Genomic DNA, 17,093 nt, shown 5'->3' with positions numbered 1-17,093 from the left:
TTCATCCCAATCGGCCGAATCCGATTGCATCTTTTAGAAGATCATCTGAAAATATACTTATGAGCATCCCCAGACATTTCGCCAACAAATTGGCAACCAATTTCACAAAGTTAATGGGCGGCGAAGCTTCGGCCGGCATTCTGCTCATAATTGTTGCGGCGCTGGCGATGATCATTGTCAACGTCGGCTGGTCGCACGAGTACCACGAGTTGTTCCATGGCGAACTTGCGTGGACGCCTGTGGCCAAGCTCGACACGCTGCACTTGTGGATCAACGATGCGTTGATGGCGATTTTCTTCTTCGTCGTCGGGCTGGAGATCAAGCGCGAGATACTTGACGGTGAGTTGTCCAATGCTGCCAAGCGGCGTTTGCCCGTACTGGCAGCAGCGGCCGGCATGGGTGTTCCGGCGCTGATCTACCTGATGGTGGCAGGAACCGGCCAGCCGATGCACCGCGGCTGGGCCATTCCCGCCGCTACCGACATTGCATTTGCGGTGGGCGTCCTTGGCCTGCTGGGCAACCGCGTCCCCGCCTCGCTGCGGCTGTTCCTGCTGACCGTGGCCATTGTCGACGATCTCGGTGCCGTGGCCATCATCGCCATTTTCTACACGGCACAGATCAAGTTGTTGTGGGGCATCGCAGCCCTTGTCCTGCTTGGCGGCCTTATTCTGCTCAACCGCCGCAAGGTCTTTTACCTACCGGCCTATCTGCTTCTGGGTCTGGGGCTCTGGTACTGCATCCTCAACTCCGGCATTCATGCGACGATTGCCGGCGTTGTCTTCGCCTTTACTATCCCGCTCAAGAATTCACCCCGCGGTGACAGCATGCTGCTGCGCCTCGAACATGCGCTGGTGCCGTGGAACAGTTATGTGATCGTGCCGCTGTTCGGCTTCGCCAATGCCGGCGTCGCCCTCGCAGGCATCGGCCTATCCGGCCTGCTCGATCCCATTCCTCTCGGCGTGGCGCTGGGCCTTTTCTTTGGCAAGCAGATCGGCATCTTCGCCGCGATCGTCGCCTCGGACCGGATCGGCTTTGCGCCTCGGCCTGCCGGTGCAAGCTGGGTTCAATTATGGGGAACGTCGGTCTTGTGCGGCATCGGCTTCACGATGAGCCTGTTCATCGGCGCCCTCGCCTTCCCGCACCGACCGCACCTGGTGGAGGAAGCGAAACTGGGGGTTCTGCTGGGATCCTTCCTCTCGTCGCTTCTGGGTTACGCGATCCTGCGTCTGGCCAAGGCGCCACCGGCGCCTCAGCCAGACTGACAGGCGCCTGTTACCAGCTGCCCACGTTGGGCATGCTGGCCCAGGGCTCGGCGGGGTCGAGCCTGCCGTCCTGAAGCAGCTCTACGGAAATGCCGTCGGGTGTGCGGATGAAGGCCATATGGCCATCGCGCGGCGGGCGGTTGATCGTCACGCCCGCGTCCATCAGCCGCTGACAGGTCTCGTAGATGTTGTCGACTTCATAGGCCAGATGACCGAAATTGCGGCCGCCGGTATATTCCTCGGCCGAGCCATCCTCTTCCGGCCAGTTGTAGGTCAGTTCGACCTGGGCATCTTCCTGCCCTTCCGGAGCGAGGAAAATGAGCGTGAAACGCCCTTTTTCATTGGAGAATCGCCGTACCTCCTTGAGACCGATCAGCTCGAAAAAGCGGATTGTCGCATCGGGATCGGTCACGCGGATCATGGTGTGAAGGTATCGCGTCACAGGTTCGTCACCTCATTTCATCTATAGATTGAAACGGTTCATCGCAGATAAAGCCATCTGGCCGCATAGCGAGCAGGTCTATTGGGAGATGCTGCCATGACCGACGATAGCCTAGAAGATACGTCCCGCTCCACCCCCACTTGGCGCAGTTCTGCAATGCGCCCCATCGTTCTCAGCTCCGTCATTCTGGCGGCGAGCATCGTGATCGGCGGATTCGCCCTCGGCGACGGCCTCAAGCGGGCGCAGCGCGCCGACCGTTCCGTGACCGTGCGCGGCCTTGCCGAACGCGACGTGACGGCCGATCTCGCGACCTGGACGATCAGCTATTCGGCTTCGGCAAGCGATCTGTCCTCGGCGCAGGCCAGTGTCGATCAGGACACCAAGCAGATCCACGCGTTCTTCCGCGAACTCGGCTTTCCCGACGATGCACTTCAGCCAACCGGCGTGAACGTCTCGCAATACAAGGACAACGGTGTCCCGAATTTCACCGTGCGCCAGCGCATCACCTTGCGCACGAATGACATCGAACGCGCCGAAGATGCCGTCCGGCGACAGTTCGATCTCGTGCGGCGCGGGGTCATCCTGGAGGAAGGCTCGGGCATGTCCTACACCTTCACCAAACTCAACGACATCAAGCCCGAAATGGTGGCAGCAGCGACCAAGGACGCCCGTGCCGCCGCGGAGCAATTCGCCAAGGACAGCGGTGCGGAAGTGGGCGCGATCAAGAATGCCACCCAGGGGTATTTCTCAATCGACGCGCGCGACGGGGATTCCGGTGGCTGGGGCGTGTCCGACTCCCCCTTCAAGAAGGTCCGCGTCGTCACGACGGTAAACTTCTATCTGCGCTAAACGGACGCAGGCACCCTCCGGAAACGAGAAAACCCGTCCGGATCGCTCCGGACGGGTCCTCCTGCGAAAATCGCAAAGTCGAGTCTGTCAGACGATCAGAACGAGCCCGACAGGGTCACGACGATGGTGTCGTCGGTCAGGCCGTCAACCGACGCGCCATCGACACCAACGTAGGAAACGCTGGCCGAAAGCGGGCCGAAGATGGTGGCCGAGACGCCCAGCGACCAGTCGAGACCGGTGTCGTCATAGCCGCCAGCGAGCAGGTCGGGCGCCAGCACGCCGTCGGTGTAGCCGAGGTGGCCACTGAGAGTGAACGGGGTGTCGGGGATGGCAACCTCGGCATCGGTGTAGATGTAGAGATTGTCCTGGTTACCCAGCGAATCCTGGTCCCAAGCATAGGCGACGCCGGTGGTGATCGATGCCGGGCCCAGCGTGCCGGAAATGCTGGCATAGGGCTCCCAGTAGTTGGCCTTGCCAACGTGCCCGCTCGGGTAGGCGTACAGCAGAAGGCCGACATCGAGCGAAAGACCGCTTGCGCCGAGGTCACCGGTCCAACCGGCATAAATGTCGAGTTCCTGATCGCCGTAGACCGGGCCACCGCTGATCGAGGACGCCCAGGTGCCAATGTAGAAACCGCTCGAGTGGCTGAGATCGAAGCCACCCTGAATGGCCGGGTCGCCGGCGGAAAGCGAAACGCCGCGGAAACGATAGTCGGACGTCAGCGCAACGTTGGCAGAGACCGAAATATCCGCAGGAATATCAGAGTCCTGGGCGAAAGCCGGGGTCGCAGCAAGCGCGGTACCCGCAAGAAGAGTTGCGGCAATAGCGCCGCGGACGGACATAAGCATATTCATTCCCTCACAATTTTTTAATGCCTCGTCCCACCTGCACAGTCACCGCGCGCCTCGTTTCGGACGCGTTTGCGACAGCGGAATAATGCTGCATTGCACCACGATCGGAGACAAGAAAAATTTCACTTTTGCAACAAACCAGCAATGATGTGTGGACTTTCTGCCACTACTGCACACATGGCAGCTCCCGCCTTGTCAGCGATTGCGGGCGGGCCTATACCGCACTGCAACGAATGCTTGCCAAGATCAGACATATTCTGGGTCGGTCCCCTGCGATGCCCACTCCGTCCGTGCCCACCGGTGAACGCGTATATGCGATCGGTGACATCCATGGACGCATCGATCTGTTCGAAGATCTTATCCGCATGATCGAGGAGGATGACGCTGGCCGCAGGCGGGCGCATACGACCATCGTTCTGCTGGGCGACCTGATCGACCGCGGGCATGACAGCGCCGCGGTCGTCGCGCGTGCACGCGAATGGTCCAAGACGCGCGAGATCGAATTCCTGCAGGGCAATCACGAGGAAATGCTCCTGCTGAGCCGCACGAAGACCGAATCGCTACGCGGCTTCCTGAAGTTCGGCGGTCGCGAGACGATCCAGTCCTACGGAGTCGATGCCGAGACGATCATGGCGGCCAGCATCGAGGAATTGCAGGCGCTGATGAACGAGGCGATCCCGCAGGACGACTTCGACTTCCTCGACAGTTTCAAGAAGATGGTGCGCATCGGCGACTACCTCTTCGTCCATGCCGGCATCCGCCCCTCGACACCGATCGAGCACCAGCTCGGACAGGATTGCCGCTGGATTCGCGAACCTTTCCTCAGCCACAAGGGCAGCTTCGGCGCCTGTGTCATTCACGGGCACACGATCACCGAGGAACCGGAGGTCTGCGCCAACCGTATCGGCATCGATACCGGCGCGTTCGTGCATGGCACGCTCACCGCGATCGGCCTGGAAGGTACCGAACGCTGGTTTCTGCAGGCACGCGACCATGAGGTGCCGGCCGAAGAAACGACCGCGGTCGCCTGAGCGGCGGAACAGGCTTTTCAAAATCGTGATGCCGGGGAGCCTGTAAGCCGGGTTCTGTGCCTGGCGTGGTCTCCCTTAAGAGGGACCTTACGCCGCGGCGGCAGCCATTCCTCTCGGCGACGCATTGCTGCGCCGCTCCAGCGACCAACCCGGGCTGCCTGGGTCCGAAACCGACCCGCTATCCGAAGATAGCCAGCAGCCCCTATTCGGTCTTGCTCCGGGTGGGGTTTGCCATGCCGCTTGCCGTCACCGGAAGCGCGGTGCGCTCTTACCGCACCCTTTCACCCTTGCCTGTGCCCCAACCTCCCGAAAGAGGCGCGGGCCATCGGCGGTATGCTCTCTGTGGCACTTTCCCTGAGCTTCGAACGGCCTGAAAACCGCCCTCGCCCGGCGGGCGTTACCCGCCACCCTTGTTTCGTGGAGCCCGGACTTTCCTCGACGTTCTTGCGAACGGCGCGGCTGCCCGGCTCCCCGGCGCTGCGTGCCCTAGCAGGAATTTCGGATAAGGGAAGCTTACCGGGCCCGGCCGGTGTCGCGCTCCAGCAGAAGTTCGAACAGAATGCCGCCGATCTCGCCGTCGAGTTCGCCATCGATGATCATCGGCCGGAACCGCCGCTGAAAGGCGCGCACGGCCGCGCGGCCGTCGGAGATATCATATCCGAACCGCTCCATCGCCAGATAGAAAGCCCCGGGATTGTCGTAGAAGAGGTTCATCTTTGCCGAGGGAATGTCGAGCGCGAGCCCGAGTTCGCCGAGCCGGTGCCAATCGAAATATTCGCCCGGATCCTGCTTGCGGGCTGGTGCGATGTCGGAATGGCCCACGACATTGGCGCGCGGGATGTCATGCCGATCCATCACGTCGGCCAGAAGCGGCAGCAAGGCGTCCATCTGCGGCTCGGGAAACGGACGATAGCCCCACTCGTGCCCCGGATTGGCGAGTTCAATTCCGATGCTGGCCGAGTTCACGTCGGTAACACCGCGCCAATAGGACTTGCCCGCATGCCAGGCACGCTTATCCTCGGGAACCAGCGAGGTCACGACACCCTCCTCGTCGATCATGTAGTGCGCCGACACTTCCGCTTCAGGATCGCACATCCGCGCGAGTGCCTCGTCGGCGCTCTTCATGCCGGTATAGTGCAGCACGACCATCGAGATCGGCAGCTTCCGCGCATTCCAGTTGGGCGATTCGACGACGCGGTTGACCAGCCAGCGGTTCATTTCGCTCGACCTTTCCGCATGCGTGCGTTCTCCCCGGTTTCCTTCAGCTGCCCGGCAGGACGGCGCCGAGCACCAGCGCGTCTTCCGCAAGGACGAATTGCAGCTGGCCGCCATATTCCTCGGCCAGGCCGTTGATCATCGCCGCCGGTGCCGTGCGGCTTGAAAGCTCTCCGGTCGGCAAGGTTCCCTCCAGCGCGCGACCGATATCGCGGTCGAAGGCAATGCGCTGCCCGGCGGCCCGCACCGCGATCTCGCTGCCGCTGTCGCGGAATTCCGCCGCGATGTCGAGGTTGCCGCCGCGCGGCAGCGCCTCGATCCCGAACAGCGCGAAATTGAGCAGGATCTTGATCGCCGCCTTGGGCAGGGAATCACTGGATAGCGACCAGTTAACCACGATCCGCGCATTGTTCGCGACCAGTCCGTCCACCAGCGCCCGCGCTTCACTGACCGGGACCATTTCCCCGAAACCGCCAGCCGCGCCGAACGCGAGGCGGAAGAACTTCAGCTTGTCGGTCGAAATCCGCGCACTCTGGTCCAGCAGCTCGAAACAACGCTGGCGCATTTCGGGATCGTTCTCGTCCGCCAGAAGCTCTAGCCCGTTCGACAGCGCGCCGACGGGGCTGAGCATGTCGTGACACAGTCGGGAGCATAAGAGACTGGCAAGTTCGAGCGAGCTCGTAGTCATTGTATAGGGCGCTTTCCGTTCACTTCGCCTTGATATCGTCCGCATGGTCCTCTCCAACCATGCGATAAGTCAATGCGCGGAAACCATTCCCGCTATCACGCCAGAAAGCAACATGTGCACCGGCAATGATCGCCCAAATGCGCGAATCGCCAGTGGAATGTTCGCAATCGGTGGCCGAAGGCACCGGATGTCCCACCGGATGCGAGTGATAATAGCCCACGATCTGAGGGCCACCACTGCGCGCAGCCTTGTGTGCGGAAAGCAGCACGGCGGGGTCGATTTCAAAGCGCAGACGTGGATCATCGGCCACGTTGGCGGCAGGGACCAGCCCGTCGATACGCCCTTCCCCGCCCGGTTCATCCCGTCCCAGCAGCAGCCCGCAGCATTCTTCGGGCGCGGCGCGGTCCGCTTCCTCGCACAGTGTGGCCATAACGCCACTTGTCACCTCGACAACCATCCCCAAATCCTAGCCGCAATGGGGGCGAACGAAAACATCATCCAGGGCGAGATCGGATCGGCAGGCGGCCGCCTCGACAAGGCGCTGGCCGACGCCAGCGGGCTTTCCCGCGAACGGGTCAAGGCGCTGATGGGCGAAGGTCGCGTCACGCTGGCCGGCAAACCGGCGTCGCAAGCCTCGCTCAAGGTCGCGCCCGGCACGCCGTTTCTGATTGATGTGCCCGAAGCCGCGCCTGCCGAGGCCGTCGCCCAGGATCTGCCACTCAACGTCGTCTACGAGGACGAGGACCTGATCGTGATCGACAAGCCCGCCGGGCTCGTCGTCCATCCCGCTGCAGGCAATCCCGACGGAACTCTGGTCAATGCCCTGCTCCACCATTGCCGCGGCCAGCTTTCTGGCATCGGCGGTGTCGCCCGCCCTGGCATCGTCCACCGCATCGACAAGGACACCTCCGGCCTTCTCGTCGTTGCCAAGACCGATCGCGCACACGAGGGGCTTGCCGCCCAGTTCGCAGACCACTCGATTCAGAGGTCCTACCGCGCCGTAGTGGCCGGAAGACCCGTTCCACCTTCGGGGACTGTAACCGGAGCCATCGGCCGTTCGAATACCAATCGCAAGAAGATGGCGCTGGTCGAGGACGGCAGAGGCAAGCACGCAGTGACGCATTATCGGACTCTGGAAGCGCTCAAGGGCGCATCGCTGATCGAGTGTCGCCTGGAGACAGGGCGGACGCATCAGGTCCGTGTTCACATGTCGTCAATAGGCAATGCGCTATTAGGGGACCCTGTCTATGGACGTACACCTTCAGCGATTCGCCCCCTTCTGCAAAGCTTGGGTTTTTCCCGGCAAGCGCTCCATGCTGCGGAACTTGGCTTCGCTCATCCCGTTAAGAAGGAAACGGTCCACTTCGTCAGTCCATTGCCCGACGACATGCGGACACTGATCGACGAATTGCGACACTGAAATCGTATTTATGTGCTATGATGAACAGGTGGCCGCAAGCTAAGACGCCTCTTAAGGGTCTTTGACCGCTGGCCGACCTAGAAAGGACGGAAGATAGTGAGCAACAAGGAACGAAACCTCCCCGCGGTGCCGACACTGGGCGGTGAGCAGAGCCTCAACCGCTACCTTTCGGAAATCCGCAAATTCCCGGTGCTTGCGCCTGAGCAGGAATACATGCTCGCCAAGCGCTACAAGGAACACGAGGATCCCGAAGCCGCCGCGCATCTGGTGACCAGCCACCTGCGCCTCGTCGCGAAGATCGCGATGGGTTATCGAGGCTACGGCCTGCCCGTGTCGGAACTGATTTCCGAAGGCAACATCGGCCTCATGCAGGGCGTGAAGAAGTTCGAACCCGACCGGGGTTTCCGCCTCGCCACGTATGCAATGTGGTGGATCAAGGCCTCGATTCAAGAGTTCATTCTGCGCTCGTGGTCGCTCGTGAAGATGGGCACCACCGCCGCGCAGAAGAAACTGTTCTTCAACCTGCGCCGCATGAAGAAGAACCTCGACGCATACGAGGATACTGACCTGCACCCGGACGACGTCACCAAGATCGCGACCACGCTGGGCGTGTCGGAGACCGAGGTCGTCAACATGAACCGGCGCATGATGATGGGCGGCGACGCTTCGCTGAACGTCTCGCTGCGCGAGGAAGGCGAAGGCCAGTGGATGGACATCCTGCAGGATGAAAACCCGCTGCAGGACGAAATCGTCGCCGAGGCCGAAGAGAAGACCGTGCGCCACGACATGCTGGTCGAAGCGATGGACTCGCTCAACGATCGCGAACGCGACATTCTGACCGAGCGCCGTCTGACCGACGACCCCAAGACGCTCGAGGAACTCAGCCAGGTCTACAAGGTGAGTCGCGAACGCGTCCGCCAGATCGAGGTCCGCGCCTTCGAGAAGCTGCAGAAGGCGATGAATCGCATCGCCGGCGAAAAGAAACTTATGCCGGCTGCCTGATAAGTTCGCAGGCGCGTAACAATCAAACAAGGACCGGGTCGTCAATCCGACGGCCCGGTCTTTTCGTATATGCAGCTCGTCCAACACCGTGAAAAGTGGGGAAAATCCAGGGATCGGTAATAAACCGTAAGGCATAATCGTGCCATGGAGATGGCTGTCATGCAGCCCCGCGTCTATCCCCGAAATCCGGCCCTGAAGGTACTGGCCTTCCTTGCCGCGTTGCTGCTGTGGACGGGCTGGACGGATCGCGCGGCTGCCGAAGTCATCCTCAACCATTCGCTGTGCCATGCCGTATCGGAAACGCTGTCGGCCGACAGCGCTTCTCCACCGCCTTTCTCATGCATCGGTGATCCGCAAGGCTATCAGCGCGGAAGTCTCTGGCTGCGCACGAACGTAGACACCTATCCTGTCGATCCGCGCAATCTGGTCCTGCTCGTCCATCATTCGCGGTTCGATCGGCTGAAGGTCTCTTTCACGTATGCGGATGGCCGCAGCCTGAGCCAGGAAGTGAACAGCGGCAACTTCGGCTCGCACTGGCGCACGGGCGGTCAGATCGCCTTCGAGGCGCCTTTGCGCGATGCCCGGCTGCTCTCGATCACCATGCGTTTCGATCGACTCGCGAGCGCCAACCTCCTGCGCATGCGCATGATGACCCGCGGCGAGGCCAATGTGCAGGCAACCGCGCTTTCGATCTCGGTCGCAGCAGCACTCACGCTGCTGCTGATCGGTGCGCTCTACAACACAACGCTGGCCTTTTCCCTGCGACGCCAGTTCCCTTTGTGGCAGGCGGCATGGGCAGGCTGCATGCTGGTGTGGGGCACGATGTGGTCGCAGTTGCACCTCTTCATCTTACCCGGATTGGCCGGTGCCGTTTCCGCCCAGACCTGCACGGCGCTCTCGTGCCTTGCCGTGACCATGGCGGCGTTCAGTGCCGTGATGGCGCTCGACCGGCAGGTCCTGCCGGAACCGATGCGCCGCATCACGCTGACCCTCGCCGCTGCCGTCGCCATTCTCGGCATTCCGCTGACTTTCATGCGGCAAGGCCCGATCGAGACCATGGCGGCGGTTCTGGGCGCATTGATCCTCGGCGTGCTGATCGGTGTCGCCCTGTGCCTCGGCTGGGCATGGCGGCGCGGGAGCGTCGAGGCGCGGACCTTCGCGGGCGCATGGTCGCTGCCGATGCTGGCGCTGGGCAGCGTGCAGTTCGTGGATACCAACACTATCTTCTGGGGGGGCGGCTCGCAGCTTCTGGTGCTCTTCGCCGCCGCCTGGCAGACGCTCTGGCTCGCCGCTGCCGCCTCGCGCACCCATGCCCGGCTACGCATCGAGCACGACCGGGCGCGCAGGGCCGAGGCCCAGGCCCACGAACTCGCCCGCCGCGACCCCCTCACCGGCCTGCGCAACCGCCGCGGCTTTGTGGAAGCGGCCGCCCCGATGTTCGACGTCAACCGCTCGGGCGCCAGCCCGCTTGCCCTGCTTCTGCTCGACATCGACAAGTTCAAGCGCATCAACGACACTCATGGCCACGATGCCGGCGACATGGTGCTCGTCACCATTGGCAATCGCATCGCCCGCTGGGAAGGCGACATGTGCAAGGTGGCCCGTCTCGGCGGCGAGGAGTTCGCGCTGATGGTCGCCGGCATGGACGGCTTCGCCCTGCACCGTTTCGCGCAGAGCGTGCGCAAGGGGATCGCAGAGTGCAATCACGCCGAGGCCATTGGCGAGGGCCCGGTGACGGTCAGCATCGGCGTCGCCGAAGCAACGCCCGACAGCGATTTCCGCGAGCTTTACCGGCACGCCGACGAGGCGCTCTACAGTGCCAAGCACGAAGGGCGCGATCGCGTGGTATTCTACCGCGCCGAGAATGCCGGCCACGAAGCCGGGGACAACCCGCCGATCCACGCCGCATAACCCGCGACACCCGTATCAAGCCCCGTTGCCAGATCGCTGCGGCAGGCTCTAGAACCGCTGCAACACTCCGGTTCAGGGCATTTTGCGGGTCATGCGTTTCATCGCCAAGCTTATCGTCTGGTTCGTCGCGATCAGCGTGGGCATCACGGTTCTCTACCGTTTCGTCCCCCCGCCGGTGACGTTCACCATGCTGGCCGACGGCAATGGCCTGACCAAGGACTGGGAACCGCTAAGCCGGATCGACCGCAACATGGTCGCCGCCGTGATCGCGGCAGAGGATGGCAAGTTCTGCAGCCATAACGGTTTCGATACCGAGGCCATCGAAAAGGCCATGGAGCGCAACGCCAAGGGCGAACGCCTGCGCGGCGGCTCCACCATCAGCCAGCAGACCGCCAAGAACGTGTTCCTCTGGCAGGGTGAAGGCTGGTCCCGCTACCTGCGCAAGGGGCTGGAGGTCTGGTTCACTTTCCTGATCGAGAACCTGTGGGACAAACGGCGGATCATGGAGGTGTACCTCAACGTCGCGGAAACCGGCATCGGTACCTACGGCGTCGAGGCCGGGGCGCAGCGCTATTTCGGCAAATCGGCGGCCAAGCTGACGCCGCTCGAAGCCGCGCGCATGGCAGCCGCCCTGCCCAGCCCCAAGACCCGGAGCGTGAAGAGCCCGGGCGGTTTCACCCGCCGCTACGGCAACACCATCGCCGCGCGCCTCGGGACCGTGAAGCGCGACGGTTACGACGCCTGCGTCTACGAATAGCCCCCCAGCGCGACGCCGTCAGCGCGTCGCCAGACCTTCAGGATTGTTGTCGGTAAGCCGGGTGCGCAGCGAGTTCTGCACATACGCCGTCGTCACATAGTGCCCGATGACGATCGGCAGTTCGAGAAGCTGCCTCGCGTCGAGATGGCTAGCGAGCAGATCCCAGGTTTCGTCGCAGATCATGGAATCGGCATGCAGATCCTCTGCAGCGCGCAGAACAGCGCGGTCGAGTTCATCCCACCCCTCGGCCTGCGATCCCTGCGTGATCCGTTCGATTTCTTCGCTGCTCAGCACGCGGTCCCGCGAGGAATGGACATGCTCTCCCCAAACGTAAGGCGCTCCGTGGAGCCATCCGGTCCGCAGGATCGCCAGTTCACGCACCCGCGCCGGCAAGGCACTGCGGATCGAGGCAGTCACGCCGAGATCGATATACCCGGCAAAAAATTCGGGACTGTGCGCCAGAGTAGCGAAGAAGGGCGCCAGCGGCATTCCTTCGGGATAGCCATAGAGCACACGCAACTGCTCCATCGCTTCGAAGTGACGATCGTCGAGCTGGTCTTCGCTGAGGAACGGAAGCCGCTCCCTCGCCCCCACGACCTGCGCATTCCGCTCGGCCTCGTTCCATCGCATGCCCTGTCCTCCCTCGCCCTCTGATCGGAGCCTGTGGGATCACGCTATCGCACTGGTCGATGCGAACAAGAGCATGCCGCCGATTACCGCCGGGAGGATAGCAGACAAAGAAAAAGGGAGGGACCCGCAGGCCCCTCCCTCCTTTTTCTTTCAGACTGATCGAAGGATCAGAAGCCGATCGAGAGCGAAAGGCTGCCGGCGCGCGGAGCACCGATCTGGGCAAAGCTCTCACCGTTGGTCGAACCGCCAAAGTAGCCGATGTAGTATTCATCGAACAGATTGGTCAGGTTCAGCTGGAGCGCGACATCGCCACCGGTCGGCCCCTCAGCGATCACGTAGCGCACGTCGAGATCAACGAGCGTGTAAGCCGGGATGCGAGTCGAGTTGACGTCATCCAACCAGCGCTTGCCGGTCCGCTTGACCTGTGCACCGAGTTCGAGCCCGCCAAAACGAACCTGACCGCGGGCACCAAACGAGTAGTTCGGCGAGCCCGATTCCATTTTGCCACCGGTCAGGAAGTAGTACTGATCACCTACAACCGTGCAACCGTTGTCGCTGTTGTCGACGTCCCTTTGGCTGCAATTGCCACCAAGGATGTCGTCCTTGATCTTGGAGTCGTTGTACGAGCCGAAGATATAGAGGAGCGTATTATCGGTGGGGCTGTACGCGATCGAACCATCGAGACCCCATTTATCGACCTGCCCGAGGTTACGATAAACGGTGGCACCGTCACCGTTGTTGGCATTGGGGTCGAACGAGCTCGCCAGACGGTTGTTGTACTTGGTGTACCAACCCGCGACCTGAGCCGTGAGGCGGCCCCTACGATAGCGCACACCAAGGTCGAAGCTGTCGGTCGTTTCCGGAACCGGGCGAGCGAAGTCGCTGTCGGGCAGGTAGAGCGAGTCGTACAGCGGGTCGGTGCCGGGCACCGAAAGACCCTTGGCATAGTTGGCGAACACCGAAGCTTCAGGCGTGAAGTTGTAGGTGAAGCCGACGTTCGGCAGCAGCTTGTCGTACTTGTAAACGCGCGACTGCGGCTGAGCGTAGTTCGGGTTGGCTGCCATGTATGCCGTCAGGTCCTGACCGGGAGTCGGGCAATCGACGAAACCGCTAACCGACGTCGTGAAGCAGTTCTGGTTCAGGCGACGCGTAAAGAACGGTGCACGCAAACCCAGCTTGGCAGTGAGATCCCCGAACGTACCGCGGTATTCACCCGAAACCTGATGCAGGATGGCCCACGACAGACGATCCCGCTTGTTGACTTCGTTACCGTTGAGGTCGAGCACGGGGTTATCAATCGCGAAAACATCGCTCGGCTCGCCGTTCGGCAGCATGTAGGTAATCTGGCCGGTCTGACGGTGACGGGCGCGGTCCCAGGTGTAGGCGACGCGAACGCGCTGGTCGTCATTGATTTCCCAGATCAGGTTGGCGATCACGCCAAGACGGTCGGTGCGGGTCTGGCTGGGGTCGTTACCAGCGACGCGATCCTGCATGTCACCGTCGCCGTTGAGATCCCGGCCAAAGTAGTAACCGCCACCGAAAGCGCCCGTGTAATTGACACCCCCCTCGGTGTAGAATGCTTCGCGCAGATCGTCGGGGCCGCCACCGTTGGCTTTGACGTACTGGTAGCTCGGATCGACGGTCAGGATGAGACCATCGGCCAGTGTGAAGCGCGAGGAACCGCGGATGTTGCCCGTGTCGGACGGGTTATAGCGGCGATAGAAGGGCGCGCCGCAACCGTTACGGTCGTCGTAGCGTTCGCTTTGGGTGGGATCCCCGCCGCCCTGATAGACCTGGCCGGCAGGAACGCTGCACGGATAGGGCGCTTCGGCTTCCTTCGCGTAGACGGTGAAACGATCACGCTTGCTGAACTCGCCATCGTAGTAGCCAAGCAGATCGTTGACGTCTTCCGAGCCCGCGAAGTTGTTGCGGTTCTGGTTCCAGTGCGCCGCGACCGAAACGAAGTCGCCGCTGCCGCCCAGTTCCTGGTAGATGCGGGCGTTCAGCTGCGTCTTGTCGACCATGCCGTACGGATTGTAGGGTACGCCATAGCGCTGGTAGCTGGCCGAAACGAAAGCCTTGGTGCCCATGCCGGTGATGTCGCCGGTGTCGATCATGCCGAATGCACGGGTGTACAGGCTGTCCGAATAGCTTCCCGGCGAAAGCACGTCACCAATGGACATCGTGGTGAAGACGCCGAAGTCGTCGCCCGGAACGCGCGTGCGCAGGTTGACCGTACCGCCCGAAGCCGAAGCGGTCGGGCTGTCGACGTCGGTCACGCCGAGGTTGACGTTGACGTTGTCGATGATCTCGGTGTCGACTTGCTGGTTGGTGTACAGCGCGTAGTTGCCCGAGTCGTTGAGCGGGAGACCGTCGAGTGTCTGCGAGACGCGGTCTGCGCCGAAGCCGCGGATGGTGAAGCCACCACCCGACGAACCCCAGGGGTCGTTGTTCTGGAAGCTGACGCCGGGGACCAGGTTGATGATGTCGTTGATGGTCTGACCGGGGCGCGCACGCTGGATCTGCTCCGAAGTGAGAACCTGCGAGGCCTTCGGCGTATCGGGCAGTTCGATGCCCTCGACGCCATTGGCCCGAAGGCCGGTGACGACGATCGCGTTATCTTCGAAGTCGATCGAACCGGTCGACTGCGCGAATGCCGGAACGGCGAGGAATGCGGTACCGACAGCCAGGCTACTGGCAGCGGTCTTGAGAACGGACTGGAACTTCATTTTAGCCCCCTGAGCTCTTTCGGACTGGGTGGACACAAAGTGCGACGGTTTGTTTTTTACCCTCCGCCGCAAGATTGCTGCGGCTGCTAAGAGCAGCCCGATATGACAACTTTCTGACGTTTGGGATTCATTTACGTTCGCAACTGCGAAATTTTATGACCAGATTGTCATATCTCCGTCGAGAACATATTTTTATCTATTAATTTCAAATTGATAATTAACCCATGCAGTTTTGCAGTGCGGCAAAAATGTCACGGAAAAGCATTTCCGCCGACCTCTGCTACGCCCGTCAAATGGCCATGAGATGATACGTCATCGCTTGCTGGTGCGACGTGGCGCGTGCGATGGACAAAACATGAGCGCAGGCCATCATCATCATCACAGTCACGGGCACCATCATGGACATGCTCACCCGTCACCACCCAGCAGCGGCGATGCCAGCAAGGCCTTCGCGCTTGCGATAGCGCTCAACGTCATCTTCGTGATTGCCGAAGTCGTCGCCGGCGTTGTCAGTGGATCGATGGCTCTGCTGGCCGACGCCGGGCACAACGTTTCCGACGTTCTCTCGCTGATCCTCGCCTGGGCTGCCAACGTCCTGTCGGCACGACCTCCCTCGGACCGTTTCACCTACGGATTGAAGAGTTCCTCGATCCTCGCCGCGATCGCCAATGCAGCCCTGCTGTGGGTGGCTGTCGGTGCGATTCTGGTCGAGATCATCCGGCGGTTCGCCGATCCTGCGCCTGTGGCCGGTACGACGATGATGGTGGTGGCGGGCATCGGCATCGTCATCAATGCGCTTTCCGCGCTGCTTTTCGTCAAGGATTCGAAGTCGGATCTCAACCTGCGCGCCGCCTTCGTCCATCTCATGGCAGACGCCGTCGTATCGGTCGGCGTGGTCGTCGCCGGGGGGATCATCATGCTGACAGGCTTGGAACTGGTCGATCCGATCACGTCGCTCGTCATTACCGCCGTCATCGCCTGGTCGAGTTGGGGCCTGCTACGCGATTCGCTGCGAATGGGCATGCTGGGCGTTCCGGCCAATATCGATAGCGCCGAAGTGCGGGCCATGCTCGAGCGCCAGCCCGGTGTGACGCAGGTGCATGACCTGCACATCTGGCCGATGAGCACGACCGAAACCGCGATGACCGCGCACCTGCTCATGCCCGAGGGGGCACCGCACGACTCGTTCCTGCGCGATCTCGCGCATGACCTCGAGCACGCGTTCGGAATCGGCCATCCGACCATCCAGATCGAGACGGACGGCAACTGCGCTTGCCCGCTGGAAAGCGCAGCCACAGTCTGACGCTTGCGGTCAGCCCGTAACGAACTCGTGCCGGGCGCCCAGGAAGTCCTCGGGATTGATGGCGAAGCCCGGTGTCACGCAGTCATCCTGCGTCAACCGCAGCTTGAGCTTGTCCGCAAAGTGCGCCCGGGCCTTGCTCTCGTCCGCGACCTTCCAGACAAGTGCGTAGATGCCGTTCTGCTCCTTTGCGAGAAAGGCCCCCAGCGGCCCTGACGCCGTATCGTCGGGCTGGATGAAAGCCACACGCGTATCGCCTACCCGCAGCAACACCCGTCGGCCAGGCTGCGGCAGTTCTGTACGGGCGTCGTCGAGAAGCTGCCCGTCCACCACCTCGGTAAAGAAGTGCAAGGCCGTGGGGATATCGGCAGTTACGCAAGCGATGTGATCCAGCCCGCTTACCGTGCAGGCGTGCCCTGCGCCAACTGCGGGATTCCAGTTGCCACGATCGTAGGGATCGTTCGGCATCGGCAGTTCGCAGACCTCGAGCAACACACCGCCGGTCGATTCGGGCTTCACGAAGAAGAACACGCCGTAGTCGCTGGCGACGGTGCAACCGGCTTCCCGGAAAGCGGCGCTGGCCGCCTTCCCGTCGGGCACCTTGATCTCGAAGGAGTGGAAGGCCTGACCGATCTTGGCCGTCATCCGCACAAACGGCTTGGTCAGATCCTCCGCGTTGCGCGGCGCCATCGGCTCGACCATGTGATCGGTCACATAAAGCAAGGCCGCGTCGCGATCCTCGGCCGGGAAGTAGTTTTCGGCAAAGACCAGCCCGCCGAGTGCATCCTGATAGAGCAGGCGGCATTTGTAGATGTCGGTGGTGGCGTGAATCGTATGGATCACACGCGAAACCGGAATCCGGGCGTCTGTCATCGGCTCTCCCCTCGTTTTTGAAAGGCTAGCGCCGCCGCCGCGCGCGGCGCAAGGTCCGCGACAGACTCCGTGAGAGCGATGTAGCCCAATGGGACAGCACCGCTCCACCAGGAATGCAGGCAGCCTCAGTTAG

Annotated in this window: 16 protein-coding genes and 1 other RNA gene; 8 read left to right on the top strand and 9 right to left on the bottom strand. The window is 61.9% G+C overall.

What is annotated here, in order from left to right:
• Positions 1-59: 59 nt before the first annotated feature.
• Positions 60-1,262 (top strand): Na+/H+ antiporter NhaA, encoded by a 1,203-nt coding sequence (nhaA, locus tag IEX64_RS02025; protein ID WP_188817763.1) that lies wholly within the window; start codon positions 60-62, stop codon positions 1,260-1,262.
• Positions 1,263-1,272: 10 nt separating this feature from the next.
• On the opposite strand, the gene IEX64_RS02020 is transcribed toward nhaA, so the two are convergent.
• Positions 1,273-1,704: a VOC family protein gene (locus tag IEX64_RS02020; protein WP_188817761.1), complete on the bottom strand. Its 432-nt coding sequence runs from the start codon at positions 1,702-1,704 to the stop codon at positions 1,273-1,275.
• Between the two features lie 156 nt (positions 1,705-1,860).
• On the opposite strand from IEX64_RS02020, the gene IEX64_RS02015 reads away from it, so the two are divergent.
• The gene (locus IEX64_RS02015) at positions 1,861-2,553 is read left to right on the top strand and encodes an SIMPL domain-containing protein (protein ID WP_229710042.1); all 693 of its coding nucleotides are present in this window, start codon (positions 1,861-1,863) and stop codon (positions 2,551-2,553) included.
• A gap of 95 nt (positions 2,554-2,648) precedes the next feature.
• Here the strand turns inward: IEX64_RS02015 and IEX64_RS02010 are convergent, their stop codons facing one another.
• Positions 2,649-3,401, bottom strand: coding sequence for a TorF family putative porin (locus IEX64_RS02010; protein WP_188817757.1), 753 nt, complete (start codon positions 3,399-3,401; stop codon positions 2,649-2,651).
• Positions 3,402-3,637: 236 nt separating this feature from the next.
• Here IEX64_RS02010 and IEX64_RS02005 point away from each other — a divergent pair, with 236 nt between their 5' ends.
• On the top strand, positions 3,638-4,435 hold the full coding sequence (locus IEX64_RS02005; RefSeq protein WP_188817755.1) for a metallophosphoesterase: 798 nt from the start codon (positions 3,638-3,640) through the stop codon (positions 4,433-4,435).
• Positions 4,436-4,462: 27 nt separating this feature from the next.
• On the opposite strand, the gene rnpB is transcribed toward IEX64_RS02005, so the two are convergent.
• From rnpB to IEX64_RS01985, 4 genes are all read right to left on the bottom strand, one after another.
• An RNA gene (gene rnpB, locus IEX64_RS02000) (RNase P RNA component class A) lies at positions 4,463-4,910 on the bottom strand.
• Positions 4,911-4,948: 38 nt separating this feature from the next.
• On the bottom strand, positions 4,949-5,653 hold the full coding sequence (locus IEX64_RS01995) for an N-acetylmuramoyl-L-alanine amidase (RefSeq protein ID WP_188817753.1): 705 nt from the start codon (positions 5,651-5,653) through the stop codon (positions 4,949-4,951).
• A gap of 43 nt (positions 5,654-5,696) precedes the next feature.
• A complete protein-coding gene (locus IEX64_RS01990; protein ID WP_188817751.1) occupies positions 5,697-6,338 on the bottom strand; it encodes a histidine phosphotransferase family protein in 642 nt (213 codons plus the stop codon).
• Between the two features lie 19 nt (positions 6,339-6,357).
• Positions 6,358-6,783 (bottom strand): M67 family metallopeptidase, encoded by a 426-nt coding sequence (locus IEX64_RS01985; protein ID WP_229710017.1) that lies wholly within the window; start codon positions 6,781-6,783, stop codon positions 6,358-6,360.
• A 30-nt stretch (positions 6,784-6,813) separates the two neighbouring features.
• Between IEX64_RS01985 and IEX64_RS01980 the strand changes: the two genes are divergently transcribed.
• From IEX64_RS01980 to mtgA, 4 genes are all read left to right on the top strand, one after another.
• Complete coding sequence (locus tag IEX64_RS01980) at positions 6,814-7,758, top strand: RluA family pseudouridine synthase (protein WP_188817747.1); 945 nt, start codon at positions 6,814-6,816, stop codon at positions 7,756-7,758.
• A gap of 96 nt (positions 7,759-7,854) precedes the next feature.
• A complete protein-coding gene (gene rpoH, locus IEX64_RS01975; protein ID WP_188817745.1) occupies positions 7,855-8,760 on the top strand; it encodes an RNA polymerase sigma factor RpoH in 906 nt (301 codons plus the stop codon).
• A 159-nt stretch (positions 8,761-8,919) separates the two neighbouring features.
• Positions 8,920-10,671, top strand: coding sequence for a sensor domain-containing diguanylate cyclase (locus tag IEX64_RS01970; RefSeq protein WP_188817743.1), 1,752 nt, complete (start codon positions 8,920-8,922; stop codon positions 10,669-10,671).
• 91 nt (positions 10,672-10,762) lie between these two features.
• Positions 10,763-11,428: a monofunctional biosynthetic peptidoglycan transglycosylase gene (mtgA, locus tag IEX64_RS01965; protein WP_188817741.1), complete on the top strand. Its 666-nt coding sequence runs from the start codon at positions 10,763-10,765 to the stop codon at positions 11,426-11,428.
• Positions 11,429-11,446: 18 nt separating this feature from the next.
• Here mtgA and IEX64_RS01960 read toward each other — a convergent pair whose 3' ends face one another.
• Positions 11,447-12,058 (bottom strand): carboxymuconolactone decarboxylase family protein, encoded by a 612-nt coding sequence (locus IEX64_RS01960; RefSeq protein WP_188817738.1) that lies wholly within the window; start codon positions 12,056-12,058, stop codon positions 11,447-11,449.
• A 167-nt stretch (positions 12,059-12,225) separates the two neighbouring features.
• On the bottom strand, positions 12,226-14,787 hold the full coding sequence (locus tag IEX64_RS01955) for a TonB-dependent receptor (RefSeq protein ID WP_188817736.1): 2,562 nt from the start codon (positions 14,785-14,787) through the stop codon (positions 12,226-12,228).
• Between the two features lie 355 nt (positions 14,788-15,142).
• On the opposite strand from IEX64_RS01955, the gene IEX64_RS01950 reads away from it, so the two are divergent.
• Entirely contained in the window at positions 15,143-16,090 is a 948-nt protein-coding gene (locus IEX64_RS01950) for a cation diffusion facilitator family transporter (RefSeq protein WP_188817734.1), read from the top strand.
• A 9-nt stretch (positions 16,091-16,099) separates the two neighbouring features.
• Here the strand turns inward: IEX64_RS01950 and IEX64_RS01945 are convergent, their stop codons facing one another.
• Positions 16,100-16,960 carry a VOC family protein gene (locus IEX64_RS01945; RefSeq protein WP_188817732.1) on the bottom strand — a complete coding sequence of 287 codons (861 nt, stop codon included), beginning with the start codon at positions 16,958-16,960 and terminating at the stop codon, positions 16,100-16,102.
• Positions 16,961-17,093: the final 133 nt, after the last annotated feature.

It is taken from the genome of Novosphingobium indicum (assembly GCF_014645195.1).
GTDB classification, from domain to species: Bacteria; Pseudomonadota; Alphaproteobacteria; order Sphingomonadales; family Sphingomonadaceae; genus Novosphingobium; species Novosphingobium indicum.
This window is presented reverse-complemented; position numbering and strand designations above follow the sequence as displayed.

Coding starts and splice junctions, on each gene's coding strand:
- nhaA (WP_188817763.1), top strand. CDS start 60: ATGAGCATCCCCAGACATTTCGCCAACAAATTGGCAACCAATTTCACA.
- IEX64_RS01960 (WP_188817738.1), bottom strand. CDS start 12,058: ATGCGATGGAACGAGGCCGAGCGGAATGCGCAGGTCGTGGGGGCGAGG.
- IEX64_RS01980 (WP_188817747.1), top strand. CDS start 6,814: ATGGGGGCGAACGAAAACATCATCCAGGGCGAGATCGGATCGGCAGGC.
- IEX64_RS02005 (WP_188817755.1), top strand. CDS start 3,638: ATGCTTGCCAAGATCAGACATATTCTGGGTCGGTCCCCTGCGATGCCC.
- IEX64_RS01990 (WP_188817751.1), bottom strand. CDS start 6,338: ATGACTACGAGCTCGCTCGAACTTGCCAGTCTCTTATGCTCCCGACTG.
- IEX64_RS02015 (WP_229710042.1), top strand. CDS start 1,861: ATGCGCCCCATCGTTCTCAGCTCCGTCATTCTGGCGGCGAGCATCGTG.
- mtgA (WP_188817741.1), top strand. CDS start 10,763: ATGCGTTTCATCGCCAAGCTTATCGTCTGGTTCGTCGCGATCAGCGTG.
- IEX64_RS01950 (WP_188817734.1), top strand. CDS start 15,143: ATGAGCGCAGGCCATCATCATCATCACAGTCACGGGCACCATCATGGA.
- IEX64_RS01955 (WP_188817736.1), bottom strand. CDS start 14,787: ATGAAGTTCCAGTCCGTTCTCAAGACCGCTGCCAGTAGCCTGGCTGTC.
- IEX64_RS01945 (WP_188817732.1), bottom strand. CDS start 16,960: ATGACAGACGCCCGGATTCCGGTTTCGCGTGTGATCCATACGATTCAC.
- IEX64_RS01970 (WP_188817743.1), top strand. CDS start 8,920: ATGCAGCCCCGCGTCTATCCCCGAAATCCGGCCCTGAAGGTACTGGCC.
- IEX64_RS01995 (WP_188817753.1), bottom strand. CDS start 5,653: ATGAACCGCTGGCTGGTCAACCGCGTCGTCGAATCGCCCAACTGGAAT.
- IEX64_RS02010 (WP_188817757.1), bottom strand. CDS start 3,401: ATGCTTATGTCCGTCCGCGGCGCTATTGCCGCAACTCTTCTTGCGGGT.